This window comes from Actinomycetospora sp., from assembly GCF_055612215.1.
The window spans coordinates 1-15,056 of the sequence record NZ_JBVPVA010000051.1; the positions used below are offsets into that span (position 1 = coordinate 1).

A 15,056-nucleotide genomic window follows, 5' to 3' on the forward strand; every position below is an offset into this window, starting at 1 on the left:
CCGCATCCTCGACGAGATCGTCGCGGTGGACTACGACGTGCTCGCCCGGCGGGTCGTCGTCTCGGACGCGCGCCGGGCCGCCGTCGCCGGCCCCGGGCTGGTGCGGGCGGTCGCCGCGCGGCGCCTGGGTGCGCGACGCGCTCGTGAGCACTTCCCCGTGTCATAGGGCGGATTACTGCTCACGAGCGCGGAGCGCACCTACGCTCCGGCCCGTGCGCCGCCGCGAGCTCCCCGACGAGCTCGTCCTCGCCTTCGACGCGGACTGCCGCCGCTGCCGCGCGGTGGCCGCCGCCGTGCGCCGGCGTGCGCCCGCGCTGGAGGTCCTGCCGCTGCGCGACTACCGGGTGGCGGCCTGGCGGCGCGAGGCGCTCGGCGAGGACCCGCCGCACGCGCCGACGCTGCTCGCCGTCACCGCGGCGCCCGACGGGACCGACCGGGTGCGGGCCTGGACCGGCCCGGCGGTCGTCGCCGGGCTCGTCGCCACCCTCGGGGCGCGGCGCACCGCGGCCCTCGCACCCGTCGTCGGGACGATCCTCAGAACGCCATCGCCTGGGCGCGGCGCTTGACCTCGCCGCCGCGGTCCGAGCGCAGCGCCTCGATCGGCGCGCCCGGCAGCGTCGGGTCCTCGAGGAAGAGCCAGCGGAGGATCTCCGCATCGGTGTAGCCGCCGTCGCGCAGCACCGTGATCAGTCCGGGCAGGCCCTTCACGACCCCGGTCTCGACGAGGAACGCCGCGGGCACGATCCACCGGTCGCCCTCGCGGACGCCGAGCAGCTGGCCCTGTTTGATCATCTGGCTGATGCGGGTGCGGGGGACGTCGAGGTGCTCGGCGGCCTCGGCCAGGGTGAGGGTCTCGATCTCCCGCCCCACGAGAGCGGTCAACGCGGCGGTCACGCCCGACACTGTGCCAGAGGACAGGACGCGGATCACCGGGTCGCGGGCCGGCTCCTGCGCCACGCCCGCGTCCGCGCGTCGCCGCGGCGGATCGCGGTCGTCCGCTCGTAGCATCCGCCCATGGCCCGCGACAGCCCAGGTCCCCCGCGGACGGGGTCGTCGACGGTGCTCGACGGCCGCTACCGCGTCGGGGAGGTGCTCGCGCGGGGCGGGATGTCGACGGTGCACCGCGGCACGGACACCCGGCTCGACCGCCCGGTCGCGATCAAGATCATGGAGCCCTCGCTCGCCGCCGACCCCACCTTCGTCCGACGGTTCGAGCGCGAGGCGCGGGCCGCCGCCCGGCTCTCCCACCCCGGGATCGTCGCGGTGCACGACCAGGGCCGGCACGGCGGCACCGTCTTCCTCGTCCTCGAGCTGGTCGAGGGCGGGACGCTGCGCGACGTCATCCGCGAGCAGGTGCGCCTCGCGCCGGCGACCGCGCTCACCGTCGTCGAGCAGGTCCTGGCGGCGCTGCGGACGGCCCACCGCCAGGGCATGGTCCACCGGGACGTGAAGCCGGAGAACGTGCTGGTCTCGCGGACCGGCCAGCTCAAGGTGGCCGACTTCGGGCTGGTCGCCGCCGCGTGGGACGGGGCCGCGGACGGCTCGCTGGACACCGGCGGGTCGACCTCCGACGACCTCATCCTCGGCACCGCCGCCTACCTCGCGCCCGAGCAGGTCGAGCACGGCCGCACCGACGAGCGCAGCGACGTCTACGCCGCCGGGGTCGTGCTCTTCGAGCTGCTCACCGGGGCCCCGCCCCACGGCGGCGACACCGCGCTCGCCGTCGCCTACCGCCACGTCAACACCGACGTCCCGGCCCCCTCGACGCGGGCGCCGGGCATCCCCCGGGCGCTGGACCGTCTCGTCGTCGCCGCCACGCGCCGCGACCCCGACGCGCGGCTGGCCTCCGCGGCGGACTTCCTCGAGGCGGCGCGGCGGACCCGCCAGGAGGAGTCGCTGCCCTTCGCCCCGGTCAGCCCGCCGCGCCGGCCGCGGGTGGGGGCGGCGTCGGCGGCGGCCCCACCGCCGCCGCACAGCGGGACCCGGGTGTTCACCGGGCCGACCCCGCGCACGGCGGAGCCCGACGACGACCCGGCGCCCGCGGCCGCGGAGGAGCCGGAGCCGGACGACGACCTCGACGAGGCCCCGGTCCGCGAGGAGGGCACGCGGACCCCGCACGTCGACGACGTCGTCGACCGGGTGGAGCGCCACGCCCGCCGTCGCGACCGCATCCGGTCGCGGCGCGTCTTCGCGGCGTGGATCGTGCTGGTGAGCGCCGCGAGCGTGGCGGCGGGGATCGCCGGATGGCTCCTGGGCGCCGGAGGCCTGTGAGCACTTCTCCGCCCTATGACACGGGAAAGCGCTCACGAGCGCGGAGCGCACCTAGTGTCGCAGCATCTCCGCCGTCAGGAACGCCAGCTCGAGGGACTGCTGGGTGTTCAGGCGCGGGTCGCAGGCGGTCTCGTAGCGGCCGGCCAGGTCGGTGTCGGAGATCTCCTGGGCGCCGCCGAGGCACTCGGTGACGTTCTCGCCGGTCAGCTCGACGTGGATGCCGCCGGGGTGGGTGCCGAGCCGGTGGTGGACCTCGAAGAAGCCCTGCACCTCGTCGACGACCTGGTCGAAGTGCCGCGTCTTGAACCCGGTGGTCGCCTCGTAGGTGTTGCCGTGCATCGGGTCGCACTGCCAGATGACCTGGTGGCCCGAGGCGGTGACCTTCTCGACGATGCCCGGCAGCACGTCGCGGACCTTCCCCGCGCCCATCCGAGAGATCAGGGTGAGGCGGCCGGCCTCGTGGCGCGGGTCGAGCCGCTCGACGTACTCGACGGCCTGCTCCGGCGTCGTCGACGGCCCGATCTTGACCCCGATCGGGTTGGCCAGCAGCTCCGCGAACGCGATGTGCGCGCCCTCCAGCGCCCTGGTCCGCTCCCCGATCCACAGGAAGTGCGCCCCCAACGAGAACAGCCGAGGGTCGTCGCGGCGGGTCGAGTCCAGACGCAGGAGAGCCCGCTCGTAGTCCAGCACCAGCGCCTCGTGGCTGGCGTAGATCTCCGTCGAGTGCAGCGAGTGGTCGGTGACCCCGCAGGCCGACATGAACCGCAGCGCCCGGTCGATCTCGGCGGCCACCGCCTCGTAGCGCTCCCCGGCCGCGGAGTTCGCGACGAACTCGCGGTTCCAGTCGTGCACCTCGTGGAGGTCCGCCATCCCGCCGCTGGTCAGCGCTCGAGTGAGGTTCATGGCCGCGCTCGCGTTCGCGTAGGCGCGGATCATGCGGCCCGGGTCGGGCGTGCGCAGCTCGGCGTTCGCCGCGAGGGAGTTGACCATGTCCCCGCGGTAGGACGGCAGCCCGAAGGCGTCGGTCCCCGACGACCGCGGCTTCGCGTACTGCCCCGCGATCCGGCCGATCTTGACCACCGGCGTCGAGGCGCCGTAGGTCAGCACCACCGCCATCTGCAGCAGGGTGCGGATGTTGCCGCGCAGGTGCGGCTCGGTGTTGTCGGCGAAGGTCTCCGCGCAGTCCCCGCCCTGCAGCAGGAACGCCTCGCCCCGCGCGACGGCCGCGAGCTGGCCCCGCAGCCGGTCGATCTCGGCGGGCACCGTGATCGGCGGCACGTGCTCGAGGACCTTGCGCACGTCGAGCACCGCCGACGGGTCCGGCCAGTCCGGCTGCTGGGCCGCCGGCCGCGCGAGGGCGGTGTCCAGGCGTTCACGCAGCTCGGCGGGCAACGGGGGCAGGCCGGGCAGGGCATCCACGGGCAGATCGACGGACCACACGAGGGCGAGCTTACGGGCGCCGGGTCACGGCACTCAGGCGACGCGGTGCCGGATCTCCTCGCCGCGCGCGAACCGCCCGACGTTCGCGACGAACCCGCGGGCCATCCCCGCGTAGGACTCCTCGGTGATGCCCCCGACGTGTGGGGTCACGACGACCTTCTCGGCGAGCAGCTCGTCGTGCGGGTCGATCGGCTCGGTCCAGGTGACGTCGAGCCCGGCGCCCGCGAGGTGCCCGGAGCGCAGCGCCGCGAGCAGGGCGTCGCGGTCGACGACGGGCCCGCGCCCGACGTTGACCAGGTGCCCGCCCGGGCGCAGCGCCGCGAGGGCCGCCTCGGCGACGAGGCCGCGGGTCGCCTCGGTGAGCGGGCACGCGACGACGAGGTCGTCGCAGTCGGTCAAGGCCGCCGGCAGGTCGTCCGCCCGTCGGTAGGTCCCGACGACGGCGGCCGCGGCCGGGTAGGCGTCCGCGTCCCGGCGGCCGATCCCGACGACGTGGACGCCGAACGCGGCCAGCCGGGACGCGAGCTCGACGCCGATGTCGCCGGTCCCGAGCACGGCGACCCGGCGGCCGGAGAGCATGACGCCCATCGGCGACCCGACCGCCTTCTCCGCGACGTTCGCCCGGGCCTCGTCGACGCGGCGGAGCAGGGCGAGCAGCAGGAGCACGGCCAGCTCGGCGACGGCGGTGGCGTTGCCGGAGTCGCCCCCGGGCACGTTCGCGACGGGGACGCCGCGGGCCCGGGCCGCGTCGAGGTCCACGCCGGACACCCCGACCCCGAACTGCTGGACGAACCGCGCCCCGCACGCGTCGATGAGGGCGCCGTCGATCGTGCTGCCCAGCGGCGACAGCACGTCCACGGCCGGCGCCGACCCGTTCGGGACGTCGATCAGTTCGGTGCCCGCCAGCTCGGGGATCGCGAGCTCGGCCAGGGCCGCCTCCAGGCAGCTCCGCACCGCCGGGAACCCGCCGCCCACCAGCCCGATGCGCATGACCCGATCATGCCCCGTCGAGCTCGGCGAACGCCGGGGAGGTGGACCGCGGGATCAGCGGTGCGGGCCGGCCTGCGGGGCGGGCGAGGCGTCGTGACCGGTCACGGGAGCCGGGGAGGACGTGCGCGTGTCCTCCGAGATGTCGCCGAAGCGGGTCAGCAGCAGGGTGGCGGCCAGCGCGACGACGAAGCCGATCACCGCCGGCAGCGCGAACCCGTCGCGGGTGTGGTCCCCGAGGGCGAACAGTCCGACGGCGGCGGGGAAGACCGTCTGTCCGAGGATCGTCCCCGCCGAGGCCGCCACCACGGACTCGCGCTGGAACGCGGTGTTCAGGAACAACAACGCGCACAGCCCCGCGACGGGCATGGCCCACAGGGTGGGCTCGACCACGAGCGCCGCCGGGGAGAAGCTCGGCAGCACCCGGCTGCACAGGTTGACCAGACCGAACGAGAACCCGGCCAGCAGTCCGAGCGCGGTCGCGTTCCACCGACCGGGCAGCCGGGAGGCACCCACGGCGAGCAGCATGATCACACCGAGGGCGCCGAGCAGCCCGAAGTGCAGTGCGGTGGTGCCGTGCTCCGGGCTCTGGGGAGCCGCCGACACCCCCAGGGCGGCCAGCCCGGCGCACACGCCGAGCACCGCGCCCACCTCGATCCGACGCAGCCGGGTCCCGAGCACCTTCCACGCGACCAGGGCCGTCACGGCGAGGTTGGCCGCGACCACCGCCTGCACCAGGAAGACCGGGAGCACCCGCAGTGCGGCGGCCGAGGCCACGAACGAGCAAAGGTCCAGACCGATCCCGGCGATGAACCGCCACTGCCGGAACAGGTCGACCACCAGCCCGGCCCGCAGGCCGCGGCCCTGGTCCGGGATGGAGCGGGCCGCGAGGGCCTGCAGCACGGCCGCAGAGCCCGAACAGACCGAGCCCAGCAGGACGATCAGCAGGCCCCACCACATGCGGCCACCCCGTCCCTCACCGCGTGCTGCGCCTCGACGCTCCCCACCGATCGCGTCCGCGCGGCATGCCGTGTCGGATGGACGGTACGGCCTCGGGCGCGCGGTGTCGCGGGTTCCTGAGCCGCGAGATCACAACGAACCACCAGCCGGGATCTCGCGGCCGGGGATCGGCACGGTCGCCCGGAGGGTCGACAGGAGGTCCTCGGTGATCGCGACAAGGTCGTCGTCGTCATCCGCCGCGTCGAGCCAGCGTTCGTACGCGGTCAGGAACACCTGGCTCCCCACCCGGGCCGCGAGCAGCGCGACGCCCTCGTCGACTCCCCGCCGGGCCAGGGCGCCGGCGAACTCGAGCGCCATGTCGTGCTGCTTGATCAGGTCGCGTTCGAGGAGCTCCGCGTTGGCCGCGATGACGGCCTGCCGCTCCCGCAGGGCACGGCGCGGGGCGAGGCCCTCCCAGTCGTGCCGCGCCAGCACCCGGACCACCACCCGGAGCGGGTCCGCGACGCCCGGCGCCCGGCGGATCCCCTCCACCAGGGCTGCACGCACGTCGTCCGCGTCGGCGAACAGGACCTCGCGCTTGTCGGAGAAGTAGCGGAAGAACGTCCGGTTGGTGACCCGGGCCCGCCGCGCGATCTCGACGACGCTGGTGTTCTCGAACCCCTGCTCCCCGAACAACTGCAGGGCGGCCGCCGTCAGGCGTTCCTGGCTGCCCTGCTCCCACCGCGGCACGGGCCGACGATACAGGGTGATGACACACCATGACATCAGGGCTATGGTGATGTCACAGCGCGACATCACCTTGGGCGACCAGCCCGCCGGGCCCGCGCTCGTCGACCGACGGACGGAGAACACCGTGGACTACCTCGTGAGGGCGACCCCGACCGGAGGGCTGCTCGAGCTGTCCCCCGAGGAGCGCGACGACCTGATGGCCCGGGAGCGCGAGGTCGCCACGGCGCTCATCGACGCGGGCACGATCACGTGGATGTGGCGACTCCCGGACAGCGGGACCAGCGTGACGATCTGGAACGCCGAGAGCACCGAAGCCCTCGAGGCGCACCTCGACACCCTGCCGGTCTTCCCCTACAACCGCGTCGAGATCACCGCGCTGGCGCCCCACCCGGCCTTCCCGGCGCCGCTCCGCACCGCTGCGCGGGCCGCGTGATGCCCCGGGGAGCACGCCGCCCGTCGACGGCGTCCCGGGCGCTGGTCGCCTCGCTGCTCGGCGCGATCGGCGTCGGCCCGCTCGTCTCCGACTTCCTCTTCCGGCCCATCGCCGACCGGCACATCCACAATCCGAACTGGCCGCCGCACGCGAAGTTCCACAACGCGCAGTACATCGTCATGTCCCCGCTCGTGTCCGCGGTCGGGCTGCGGGTGCTGTTCCAGCGCGACGGCGACGCCCACGCGCACCTCCGACAGGCCGCCGCCCTGGCCTCGGTGGCGTGGCTCGGGATGTGGGGCGCACTGCTCTTCCCCGGGACGGCGGCGGTCGACCCCGAGTTCGTGGCCGACGCATCGAAGCCCGCCGGCCTCGACCCGCAGCTGGGCCTCTCCCTCATCGCCCTCTCGGGCCTGGCCGGCGCGGTGACCACCGAAGCCGTCCGCGCCCGCCGATCCTCCCTCGGCCGCTGATCCGACCGCGGCGAGCGCCGACCGGGCGCCACGGAGAGGATGGCGCCATGACCGACCCGCGCCCCGTCCGGATCGGGCTGCAGCTGCAGCCCCAGCACGCCGACTACGCCGAGATCCGCCGCACCGTCGCCGCCGCCGAGGAGGCCGGCGCCGACGTGGTGTTCAACTGGGACCACTTCTTCCCGCTCTACGGCGAGCCCGACGGCAAGCACTTCGAGTGCTGGACCATGCTCGGCGCCTGGGCCGAGGCCACCTCACGGGTGGAGATCGGCGCCCTGGTGACCTGCAACAGCTACCGCAACCCCGAGCTGCTGGCCGACATGGCCCGCACCGTCGACCACATCTCCGACGGCCGACTGATCCTGGGCATCGGCTCCGGCTGGTTCCGCCGGGACTACGACGAGTACGGCTACGAGTTCGGCACCGCCGGCGGCCGACTGAACGACCTGGGCGCCGCACTGCCCCGGATCCGGTCGCGCTGGGAGAAGCTCAACCCCGCCCCGACCCGCGACATCCCGGTCCTGATCGGCGGGGGCGGCGAGAAGAAGACGCTGCGCTACACCGCCGAGCACGCCACCATCTGGCACGGGTTCGGGGATGCGGAGACCGTCGCCCACAAGTGCTCGGTGCTCGACGGACACTGCCGCGACATCGGGCGCGACCCGGCGGAGATCGAGCGCTCCAGCGCGGCCGAGGGCAGCCCGGACGAGGCCGGCCCCGCCCTGTACGACGCCGGGGTCCGGCTGTTCACCGTCGGACAGGACGGCGCCGGCGGCTACGATCTCGCCCGGCTCAAGGACTGGATCGCCTGGCGCGACGACCGCAACCGGTGAGCGCTCAGCTCGTCGAGCGCAGCGGACCGGGAGGCTGAGTCGATCCCGCTCCGTCGCCGACGCCGAGGACCCCGGATCGTTCCCCTCGGCGTGGGCTAGGCGGTTGTTCATGGCGAGGGCACCGAAGCGGGACGGTGCCCTCGTCATGATCGACCGCCTACGCGACCCGCAGCCCCCCAGGGCGGGTCGAGCTGGGTGCCGCGCTCAGCCGCACCCTGATCGGCCAGGGGCGCCGTCGGTGGGGTCGACCGCCATCCCACCCAGCAGCACGTCGGCGAGGGTGTCGGCGAACCGGTCGAGGTCGACGTCGGGGTGCGTCGCGGCGTGACCGAGCATCGTGTCGACGGCGCCCTGGTAGACGACGGCCAGCACGTGGACGTCGAGGGGGCGCAGGGAGCCCTCGTCCTGCCCGCGGGCGAACAGGCGCCGCTGGGCCTCGTGGGTCTCCTCGTAGTCGGCGGGTCCCAGCCGTGGGCTGCCGTCGGGCAACCGCAGGCCGTGCACGATCTGCGCCATGGCGGTCAGCTCGGCGCGGTGGGTCCGGTGGAGGTCCGCGGCCCGCCGCAGGGCCGCCCGGATCACCTCGGGCACGGGAGCGGACAGGTCGAGCTGGGCGGCGATGGACTCCCGCAGCGCCCGCACGGAGCCGGTCACCGCCTCGACCATGAGGTCGTCCTTGGACCCGAAGTAGTGCGAGACCAGGCCCTTCGAGACCCCGGCCTGCTCCGCGACGCGCCCCAGCGACGCCCCGTCGTAGCCGTACCGGGCCACCACCTCCACCGTGGCCCGCAGGATCTGCTCGCGACGCTCGGCCTCGCTGAGCCGACGCCGTCGCGGGCCGGCACCGGGGGGATCGGACACGGCGCCGATCGTCACCGACGCCGCGCCCGCACGGCCAGCAGACCCGCCGCGACCATCAGCGCGGCGACGGCGACCATCTCGACGCGCATCCACGCCGGGAACACCGCCAGCGCGGCCTCGACGAGGTTGACCACGGCGAGCACCGCGGTGATGACGACCACCGCGGTGAGCGCGGTCCCGCTCCCCCGCCGGGCCGAGCGCAGCCGCACCGGCAGCAGCACCGCGAACACGGCGACGACGACGGCGTGTCCCCAGGCCTCGGCGGGCGCGAGCGCCGGGGCGGTCACGCCCATCACCACCAGCGCCACCAGCGTGCCCACCACGACCGCCACGTAGACGGCGACCGCCCGCGTCAGACCGACCATCCGGGAGCTCTGCGCCACGGTATTGACCAACCGGCCAATATTACTGACCGGATGGCCACAGCAACCCCGTTCCCGGCGCGCCGCTCAGCGCGGTACCGGGGTCGGCTCCGGCTCCCCCAGCAGCCGCCGCGCGAGGTCCCGCAGGTCGTCGAGGTCGACGTCGGTGGCCAGCCGAGCCTCGTCGGGGGGCTCCGGGAGCGGCGCCCGGACCCCGAGCAAGGTCTCGGTCAGCGCCGGGTGCACGGTGACCCCGACGAGGGCCGCGGCGACCGCGTGGGCCGCGGCGGCGTCGAGGTCCCAGCGCGACGCGACGTAGCCGGCGAGCCTGTCCGTCGGGATCCCGAACACCGCCGCGTGGTAGCCGGCCGCGGCGTCGGGGAGCCGCTCGGCCTCCGCGATCCCCATGCGCACGGTGCGCACCGAGGAGACCCACACCAGCAGCTGGAGCAACCGGCCGCAGTAGCGGACGACGGCTTCGACCGGACCGTCGTCGTGATCCTCCGGTGAGCCCAGGCGCCCGAGGTAGAGCCCGCGGACGAGGTCGACGACACCGGTGAACAGCGCGTCCTTGCTCGGGAAGTGCGCGTAGAGCGAGCGCTTCGAGGTCTCGGCGCGCTGGGCGACCACGTCCATCGACGTGCGCTCGAAGCCCGACTCGAGGAACACGTCCTTGGCGCTCCAGAGGATGTGCTCGCGCAGCTGCTGGCCCCGTCGTGCCACCGGTGTTGCTCCCTCCCAGAAGTAAACGGTACGGTCGAGTCTACTTGCTGCTCCATCGATCCGAGGTCGTCTCCATGATCGTCATCACCGCGCCCACGTCCCAGATCGGCAGTCGCGTCCTCGACCGCGTGCTCGCGTCGGGGGAACCGGTCCGGGTCGTCGTCCGCGACCCGGCCCGACTGTCCCCCGCGGTCCTGGACCGCGTCGAGGCGGTCGTCGGCTCCCACCAGGACCCCGCGGTGGTCGACGAGGCCTTCCGCGACGCGGACGCCGTGTTCTGGCTCATGCCCGCCGCGTTCGACGCACCGAGCGCGGTGGACTCCTACGTCGAGTCCAGCCGGCCCGGCGCGGAAGCGATCCGCGCCCACGGTGTCGGGCACGTCGTGGGGGTGTCGGCGCTGGGCCGCGGCACCTCCCTGGCCGACCGAGCGGGGCTGGTCACCGGCTCGCTGGCGATGGACGACCTCCTCGCCGGCGTGACCCACTACCGCGCGCTGGCCAATCCCGGGTTCATGGAGAACACGCTGCGCTCGATCCCGGCGATCCTGGGTGAGGGCGTGATCTCCTCCGCGATCGCGCCGGACCACGCGCTGCCGATGGTCGCCACCCGCGACATCGCCGACGCCGCGGTGTCGCTGCTGCTCGACCGCTCGTGGAGCGGGTTCGCGGAGGTCCCGCTGCTCGGCCCGCAGGACCTGTCCGGCACCGACATGGCCGCGATCGTCGCCGAGGTGCTCGGCCGTCCGGTGCACTACCTGCAGGTCGACGCCGCGAATCTGGAGAAGGGCATGCTCGCCGTCGGTGCCTCGCCGGCCATGGCCGCCGCGATGGCCGACATGGCGACGGCCAAGGAGCACGGCCTGGACGAGGGCGTGGTGCGCACGCCGGGGAACAGCACACCGACGACCTTCCGGCAGTGGTGCACCGAGGTCCTGCTCCCCGCGGTCGCGGCTGCGGCGAGCTAGGACCACGCCCGGACGCCCGTCACGACGCCATCCCGCGCTCGCGCCAGATCGCGTCGATGACCTCCCACTTGCGCAGGTTGTGGCGGGCGTCGGCCAGGGCGTCGTGGGCGTCGACCGGGGCGGCGGGCAGCGCGGGGCGCCCGACGTCCTCCCACCGCTGGCGCAGGTCGCGGGTGAACCGGGGCAGCGCGCGGGGCAGGTCGGGCATCGCGCCCCAGAGCTGGGCGATGACGACGTGGTCGTAGGGCGCGTTCCAGGCCCACAGCTCGACCGGCCCCTCACCCGCCGTCACGAACTCGTAGAACTCCTCGCGGATCTGCAGACGGCTGCGCCAGACCGGGTCCGAGCTCGGCGGCAGCTTGTCCAGCACGTTCTTGCGCACCCACGGGCCGGCGCGCATCGGGTCGAACGCGCGGGAGACCGCGTAGTACTCGCGGCCGGACTCGTCGACGGCGCCGAGGGAGACGAGCTCGATGGTCGTCCCGTCCTCGATGAACTCGCAGTCGTAGAAGATCCGTGCCACGGAGAACGATTCTCCCCCAGGCGGTACGGGGGGTCCCGCATCCCCCGGGGTCCGGCGCTCACGCGGCCTGGTCGGACTCCTCCTTGGCCTTGGAGGCGTAGACGTCGACGTACTCCTGGCCGGAGAGCTCCATCAGCGCGTACATCACCTCGTCGGTGATCGCGCGCTCCACCTGGCGATCGTCGGCGATGTCGAAGTACCGCGAGAAGTCGAGCGGCTCGCCGATGACGATGCGGATGCGCACCGGGCGCCAGAACCGCGAGCCCACCGGGTTGGCCCGGTCGGTGCCGACCATCGCGACCGGCACGACGGGGACCTTCGCCTCGAGCGCCATCCGGGCGACGCCGGTGCGGCCCTTGTAGAGCCGGCCGTCGGGCGAGCGGGTGCCCTCGGGGTAGATCCCGAAGAGCCGGCCCTCACGCAGCACCCCGATGCCGGTGTCCAGCGCGGCCCGGGCGGCGCGCCCGTTGCCGCGCTCGATGGGCACCTGGCCCATCCCGCTGAAGAACCAGCGCTGCAGCGTCCCGACCACACCCGGCGTCGTGAAGTACTCGGACTTGGCGGGGAACGCCATCCGGCGGGGGACCATCAGCGGCAGCACGAAGGAGTCCAGGACCGCCAGGTGGTTGGAGGCCACGAGCGCGCCCCCGGTGCGCGGCAGGTTCTCCGCGCCCCGGACCTCGGGCCGGAACGCCAGGCGCATCAGCGGCCCGAGGAACACCCACTTCATCAACCAGTAGAGCAGTGCTCTCGCCTCCTCGCGCCCCGGATGTCGCAGCGTAGGCAGCCGCGGCGACGCCGGACAACGACACGGCGTCCGGTTCGTCACCGGGAAGTGTGGCGACTCCCCCACCTGTTCGGGCACCTGGACGTACCGCGCCGGTGTGGGACGTGCCACCATGGGCGCGGGCGCCCCGGCGTGCGGCGCCCGGACGATCCTGGGTGGGAGGCGCTCGTGCCCGTGATGCTCGGGGCGGAGCCCTTCTCCGCCGATCCCGAGGGCGAGCCCGAGATCGGAGTGGTGCTCTCGCACGGGTTCACCGGCACCCCCCAGAGCATGCGGCCGTGGGGCCGCCACCTCGCCGCCGAGGGCTTCGCCGTGCGCGGGCCGCGCCTGCCGGGCCACGGCACGCACTGGCGCGACATGCAGGCCACCCGGTGGCCGGACTGGTACGGCGAACTGGCCCGGGCGGTCGACGAGCTGGCGACGCGCTGCCGCTCGGTGTTCGTCTTCGGGCTCTCGATGGGCGGCACGCTCACCCTGCGCCTCGCCGAGGAGTACGGCGACGCGATCGCCGGGATCTGCCTGGTCAACCCCTCGGTGACGACGCTGCGGCGCGACGCCGCCTTCGCCCGCTACCTCGTGCGCCTGTGGCCGTGGGCGAAGGGCGTGGGCAACGACGTCGCGAAGCCCGGCGTCACCGAGCTCGCGTACGACCGGGTGCCGCTGCACGCGTTCGTCTCGCTCACCGAGCTGTGGGCCGTGGTCCGGGAGGACCTCCCGCGCGTGACCGCCCCGGTGCTGCTCTACCGCTCCGCCGCCGACCACGTCGTCGAGCCGGTGAACGCCCGCCTCGTGCTCGACGGGGTCTCCTCGGCCGAGGCCACGGAGGTCGTCCTGCACGACAGCTTCCACGTCGCGACGCTCGACCACGACGCCCCGACGATCTTCGAGGGCAGCACCGCCTTCGCCCGGCGTGTGGACGCCGAGCGCGGCCGCGCCCCTTATGCCACCGCCGTGACCGGTCCGACCGCAGGGAACACCGCATGAGCTCGCCCGACCCCGAGGACACCACCCGCCCGTCCGACGACGTACCCCCGGGGGCGGCGGGCGCGCGGCGGTTCGACCTGCCCGAGGACGTCGACGCGGAGTTCGCGGCGATCGTGGCGGAGTGGGCGGGGACCGACGCGCCGCGGTGGCCCGACGGTGACGGATCGACCTGGGGCGTGGGCCTCGCGACCCCGCCCCAGGGCCAGCCGGAGGCCCATCCCGAGCGGCGCCCCGGGGACCTGTTCGCCGAGGGTCCGTCGCCCTCGCCGACGCTGCCCCCCGACACCCCGCGCGCCCGGCCCCGGCGGCCCGACGCCGCGGTCCCGCCGCCGCCTCGGAGCGAGCCCGACGCCGGGCGGTCCGAGCCGACCGCCGCCCGCGACGAGCACTTCGTGCCGCCTGAGGCGCCCCCGCTGCCGCGGATCGGGTTCTCGAGCCTGCTCGGTCTCCTGCTGCTCGTCGTCGGGGTGGTGCTGCTCGCGCTGCCGGCCCTCGTCGGCGGCGGGCTCGCCGGGCTCGGCCTCGTGCCGGGGCTGCTCGCGATGGCGGCCGGCTTGGGCTGGCTCGTCGTGGGGATGCGCCGCTCGTCCGACGACACCGGTGGGTCGGACGAGGGCGTGCTGTAGGGCGCTACGCGCACCTCTCGCGAGCGTCCAGGGCTGCGCCGACGACGCCGGCGTCGCCGCCGAGCACCGCAGGGCGCACCTGCGCCATCCGCCGGTGGCCCCGCCCGGTGAGCTCCTCGCTGTAGGTCCGCACGGCGTCGTCGAGGTAGAGCGGCGCCGAGGCGGACACCTCCCCGCCGATCACGACGACGTCGGGGTCGAACACGTCGGCGACGAGCGCGAGGCCCCGCCCCAGCCAGCCCGCGAAGTCGGCGACGACCTGCCGTGCGAGCCGGTCCCCCGCCTCGGCGGCCTGGGCGACGTCCCGCCCGCTGAGCGGCAGCCCGCGCTCCCACGCCGCCCGGAGCGTCGAGAAGTCCTCGCCGGCCGAGACGAGCTCGTCGGCGCCGGCCCCGAGGGCGCTCCCGCTGCAGTAGCGCTCGAAGCAGCCCCGCTTCCCGCACGGGCACGGCCGGCCGTCGGGCACGAGCACGAGGTGCCCGAGCTCCGGCGCGACCCCGTGGGCCCCGCGGAACACGGCACCGTCGACGAGCAGCGCCGCGCCGACCCCGGTGCCGAGCGCGACGAGGACGGCGACACGCGCTCCCGCGGCCGCGCCCACCCGGTGCTCGGCGAGTCCCGCGGCGTTGGCGTCGTGCTCGAGGGTCACCGGGAGGCCGAGCCGCTCCGCCATCCGCTCGGCGACGGGTTCGTCGCGCCACGGCAGGTGCGCCCCGAAGGAGACCGAGCGGCGGTCCGGGTCCACGAAGCCCGCCACGGCCAGGCCGACCGCGGTCACCTCGCCCCCGTCCGCGCGGGCCCGGTCGGTGAGGTGCCCGACGAGGGCCGCCACCGTCTCGTCGAGCTCGGCGCCGGTGCGCGGGGTCGGGGCGACCCGGGTCGCGAGCAGCGTGCCGCCGGCGTCCACGAGCCCGGCCTTGGCCGAGGTGCCGCCGACGTCGACGCCGACGGTCAGCACGGACGCGGCCGACGGCGGACCGGGATGCGCTGCACGCCACGGCCGGTCCGGTCGGTGCGCGCGGGACCACCGGCGGGTGTGCGGGTGCCCGCCGGGACCCGGGCGGCCGGGGTGGTGGTCGGCGTGCCCGGTTCGGCGGGCCCC

19 protein-coding genes are annotated in these 15,056 nt (G+C 74.8%); 8 read left to right on the top strand and 11 right to left on the bottom strand.

From position 1 onward, the window contains the following. Positions 1-212: 212 nt before the first annotated feature. Positions 213-566, top strand: coding sequence for a hypothetical protein (locus AC0CYZ_RS01065; protein ID WP_472211265.1), 354 nt, complete (start codon positions 213-215; stop codon positions 564-566). On the opposite strand, the gene AC0CYZ_RS01070 is transcribed toward AC0CYZ_RS01065, so the two are convergent. Continuing rightward, entirely contained in the window at positions 535-894 is a 360-nt protein-coding gene (locus tag AC0CYZ_RS01070) for an Rv2175c family DNA-binding protein (RefSeq protein WP_472211268.1), read from the bottom strand. The genes AC0CYZ_RS01065 and AC0CYZ_RS01070 overlap by 32 nt on opposite strands. Before the next feature lie 120 nt (positions 895-1,014). Between AC0CYZ_RS01070 and AC0CYZ_RS01075 the strand changes: the two genes are divergently transcribed. After that, complete coding sequence (locus AC0CYZ_RS01075; protein WP_472211271.1) at positions 1,015-2,271, top strand: protein kinase domain-containing protein; 1,257 nt, start codon at positions 1,015-1,017, stop codon at positions 2,269-2,271. 51 nt (positions 2,272-2,322) lie between these two features. On the opposite strand, the gene AC0CYZ_RS01080 is transcribed toward AC0CYZ_RS01075, so the two are convergent. The 4 genes from AC0CYZ_RS01080 to AC0CYZ_RS01095 form a co-directional block, all read right to left on the bottom strand. Next, the gene (locus AC0CYZ_RS01080; protein WP_472211274.1) at positions 2,323-3,711 is read right to left on the bottom strand and encodes a class II 3-deoxy-7-phosphoheptulonate synthase; all 1,389 of its coding nucleotides are present in this window, start codon (positions 3,709-3,711) and stop codon (positions 2,323-2,325) included. Between the two features lie 33 nt (positions 3,712-3,744). Next, entirely contained in the window at positions 3,745-4,701 is a 957-nt protein-coding gene (locus tag AC0CYZ_RS01085; RefSeq protein ID WP_472211277.1) for an NAD(P)-dependent oxidoreductase, read from the bottom strand. 54 nt (positions 4,702-4,755) lie between these two features. Then, positions 4,756-5,658, bottom strand: coding sequence for a DMT family protein (locus tag AC0CYZ_RS01090; protein WP_472211280.1), 903 nt, complete (start codon positions 5,656-5,658; stop codon positions 4,756-4,758). Between the two features lie 129 nt (positions 5,659-5,787). Beyond that, the gene (locus tag AC0CYZ_RS01095) at positions 5,788-6,387 is read right to left on the bottom strand and encodes a TetR family transcriptional regulator (RefSeq protein WP_472211283.1); all 600 of its coding nucleotides are present in this window, start codon (positions 6,385-6,387) and stop codon (positions 5,788-5,790) included. A 43-nt stretch (positions 6,388-6,430) separates the two neighbouring features. Between AC0CYZ_RS01095 and AC0CYZ_RS01100 the strand changes: the two genes are divergently transcribed. Genes AC0CYZ_RS01100 through AC0CYZ_RS01110 form a run of 3 tightly spaced genes read left to right on the top strand, consistent with a single transcriptional unit; the run spans position 6,431 to position 8,123 of the window. Beyond that, the gene (locus AC0CYZ_RS01100; RefSeq protein ID WP_472211286.1) at positions 6,431-6,820 is read left to right on the top strand and encodes a muconolactone Delta-isomerase; all 390 of its coding nucleotides are present in this window, start codon (positions 6,431-6,433) and stop codon (positions 6,818-6,820) included. Continuing rightward, a complete protein-coding gene (locus tag AC0CYZ_RS01105) occupies positions 6,820-7,290 on the top strand; it encodes a DUF6640 family protein (RefSeq protein WP_472211289.1) in 471 nt (156 codons plus the stop codon). Before AC0CYZ_RS01100 ends, AC0CYZ_RS01105 begins: the two co-directional genes overlap by 1 nt. A gap of 47 nt (positions 7,291-7,337) precedes the next feature. Further along, a complete protein-coding gene (locus tag AC0CYZ_RS01110; protein WP_472211292.1) occupies positions 7,338-8,123 on the top strand; it encodes an LLM class F420-dependent oxidoreductase in 786 nt (261 codons plus the stop codon). Positions 8,124-8,327: 204 nt separating this feature from the next. Here the strand turns inward: AC0CYZ_RS01110 and AC0CYZ_RS01115 are convergent, their stop codons facing one another. From AC0CYZ_RS01115 to AC0CYZ_RS01125, 3 genes are all read right to left on the bottom strand, one after another. Next, positions 8,328-8,984, bottom strand: coding sequence for a TetR/AcrR family transcriptional regulator (locus tag AC0CYZ_RS01115; protein WP_472211295.1), 657 nt, complete (start codon positions 8,982-8,984; stop codon positions 8,328-8,330). Between the two features lie 11 nt (positions 8,985-8,995). Continuing rightward, complete coding sequence (locus AC0CYZ_RS01120; RefSeq protein WP_472211298.1) at positions 8,996-9,367, bottom strand: hypothetical protein; 372 nt, start codon at positions 9,365-9,367, stop codon at positions 8,996-8,998. A gap of 66 nt (positions 9,368-9,433) precedes the next feature. Continuing rightward, positions 9,434-10,069 (bottom strand): TetR/AcrR family transcriptional regulator, encoded by a 636-nt coding sequence (locus AC0CYZ_RS01125; RefSeq protein WP_472211301.1) that lies wholly within the window; start codon positions 10,067-10,069, stop codon positions 9,434-9,436. A 74-nt stretch (positions 10,070-10,143) separates the two neighbouring features. Here AC0CYZ_RS01125 and AC0CYZ_RS01130 point away from each other — a divergent pair, with 74 nt between their 5' ends. Then, a complete protein-coding gene (locus AC0CYZ_RS01130; RefSeq protein ID WP_472211304.1) occupies positions 10,144-11,034 on the top strand; it encodes an NAD(P)H-binding protein in 891 nt (296 codons plus the stop codon). A gap of 19 nt (positions 11,035-11,053) precedes the next feature. Here the strand turns inward: AC0CYZ_RS01130 and AC0CYZ_RS01135 are convergent, their stop codons facing one another. Further along, positions 11,054-11,557: a polyadenylate-specific 3'-exoribonuclease AS gene (locus AC0CYZ_RS01135; protein WP_472211308.1), complete on the bottom strand. Its 504-nt coding sequence runs from the start codon at positions 11,555-11,557 to the stop codon at positions 11,054-11,056. 58 nt (positions 11,558-11,615) lie between these two features. Next, positions 11,616-12,302, bottom strand: a complete 687-nt coding sequence (locus tag AC0CYZ_RS01140) for a lysophospholipid acyltransferase family protein (protein WP_472211317.1) — start codon at positions 12,300-12,302, stop codon at positions 11,616-11,618. 210 nt (positions 12,303-12,512) lie between these two features. Between AC0CYZ_RS01140 and AC0CYZ_RS01145 the strand changes: the two genes are divergently transcribed. Then, entirely contained in the window at positions 12,513-13,328 is an 816-nt protein-coding gene (locus tag AC0CYZ_RS01145) for an alpha/beta hydrolase (RefSeq protein WP_472211311.1), read from the top strand. Then, a complete protein-coding gene (locus tag AC0CYZ_RS01150; RefSeq protein ID WP_472211314.1) occupies positions 13,325-13,954 on the top strand; it encodes a hypothetical protein in 630 nt (209 codons plus the stop codon). The genes AC0CYZ_RS01145 and AC0CYZ_RS01150 overlap by 4 nt, the downstream gene beginning before the upstream one ends. 4 nt (positions 13,955-13,958) lie before the next feature. Here the strand turns inward: AC0CYZ_RS01150 and AC0CYZ_RS01155 are convergent, their stop codons facing one another. After that, positions 13,959-14,912, bottom strand: coding sequence for an ROK family protein (locus AC0CYZ_RS01155; RefSeq protein ID WP_472211320.1), 954 nt, complete (start codon positions 14,910-14,912; stop codon positions 13,959-13,961). Positions 14,913-15,056 lie beyond the last annotated feature (144 nt).

Excerpts from the sequence above, each read along its gene's own strand:
- AC0CYZ_RS01110 (WP_472211292.1), top strand. The coding sequence starts at position 7,338 with ATGACCGACCCGCGCCCCGTCCGGATCGGGCTGCAGCTGCAGCCCCAG.
- AC0CYZ_RS01085 (WP_472211277.1), bottom strand. The coding sequence starts at position 4,701 with ATGCGCATCGGGCTGGTGGGCGGCGGGTTCCCGGCGGTGCGGAGCTGC.
- AC0CYZ_RS01105 (WP_472211289.1), top strand. The coding sequence starts at position 6,820 with ATGCCCCGGGGAGCACGCCGCCCGTCGACGGCGTCCCGGGCGCTGGTC.
- AC0CYZ_RS01130 (WP_472211304.1), top strand. The coding sequence starts at position 10,144 with ATGATCGTCATCACCGCGCCCACGTCCCAGATCGGCAGTCGCGTCCTC.
- AC0CYZ_RS01150 (WP_472211314.1), top strand. The coding sequence starts at position 13,325 with ATGAGCTCGCCCGACCCCGAGGACACCACCCGCCCGTCCGACGACGTA.
- AC0CYZ_RS01075 (WP_472211271.1), top strand. The coding sequence starts at position 1,015 with ATGGCCCGCGACAGCCCAGGTCCCCCGCGGACGGGGTCGTCGACGGTG.
- AC0CYZ_RS01100 (WP_472211286.1), top strand. The coding sequence starts at position 6,431 with ATGGTGATGTCACAGCGCGACATCACCTTGGGCGACCAGCCCGCCGGG.
- AC0CYZ_RS01090 (WP_472211280.1), bottom strand. The coding sequence starts at position 5,658 with ATGTGGTGGGGCCTGCTGATCGTCCTGCTGGGCTCGGTCTGTTCGGGC.